The organism is Gilliamella sp. wkB108 (genome assembly GCF_001690195.1).
GTDB lineage: Bacteria > Pseudomonadota > Gammaproteobacteria > Enterobacterales > Orbaceae > Gilliamella > Gilliamella apicola_L.
Window position 1 is genome coordinate 1 of sequence record NZ_LZGM01000094.1, and the last position, 1,178, is coordinate 1,178.

The 1,178-nt window shown below is 28.5% G+C and carries 2 protein-coding genes; both read right to left on the reverse strand.

The annotated features are described in order from the left end of the window. A partial coding sequence (locus A9G11_RS10990; protein WP_141674417.1) for a hypothetical protein occupies positions 1-722 on the reverse strand: 722 nt, incomplete at its 3' end. Between the two features lie 113 nt (positions 723-835). Beyond that, on the reverse strand, positions 836-1,178 hold a 343-nt coding region (locus A9G11_RS14470; protein ID WP_218056131.1), incomplete at its 5' end, for a hypothetical protein.

Consider the following 1,178-nt stretch of genomic DNA (forward strand, 5'->3'; position numbering starts at 1 on the left):
ATGTTTTTATCACTTGCCATTCGTTGAAAAATCTGATTTTTTTTAAAATGATATTCATAATCCTTATTTGCCATGATAAGCGTATATTTATTTACACCATAATTTTTAATTGATGAATAACGGCGATAAAAACTGATATCATCTATTTGTCCAATAAAGACATCAAATTGTTTGTAAGACAGACTTTCCTTAGTTTCATCAAAGAAAATATTGTAAAATACGTTATATAAGTAAAAATCAGGAAATAAATTTTCAAAGCCTTCATCACCAAACCCATCGGCTACAATTTGTGGTTCACCGCAATAAGAATATTTAGTTTCCATATAATTTTTTAAATGTTGATTAATATAGATACAGTCAACCATTAAATTATTATCCTTAATCATTATCGGTATAAAAGCTTGAGTATAATCTGATGGTGTGCTCACGTAATAAAATGTTGGTTTATTATTCCATTTTGAAAGTATAACGCCTATCCCAGATCTGATTCCAATTACATTTTTATATAATTTATTAATATTCTTTCCATGTACTTCCAATATGCCGGGTTTTATAAAAACTTCACTCTCCTTCTCATCACAATAGTAAGAAGTAAATTTATAAGATTGAGTATTAAGGTTAAAGTGATAATTTTCTACAAATGTTTTATGTGAACAAGGCTGCTTTGCATAGCAAACAGTACTAATAATTAGCGTGAATATTAACAGTATTATTTTTTGCATACTAAAACTCTTCAGTCAATTTACTGAATAAATTTGATATCAATGACACAAAATTTTTCAATTCGTGTCACCCTTCATAAAAATCTTAGTGTTATTATTAGTTAGGATAAATATCACCAGATGGTAAACGCTTTCCCATTAATCCATTTCACCATTTCACCTTGGTCTTTACTTTTATAACTCACCTTAAACCAGATATCAGGATATCGACTTTTTTTTAGTTTCTCTTTATTCCAAATCACATCCAGAATTTTAACAAAATCATTTTGAACCAAATACATATCCGTTGGATGGCTATCATTAGGCTCATCATAAAGTGGTACTTTTTCGTGCTGAATATATGACTTGATATTTTTTTTGATGGTCGATTTGTTTAATCGTTTCGCTAATGCCGTTTTATCATAAAAAGTAATCTTCCCTTTTGAATCGATAATGTCCAATCCGATAAAACTCTCA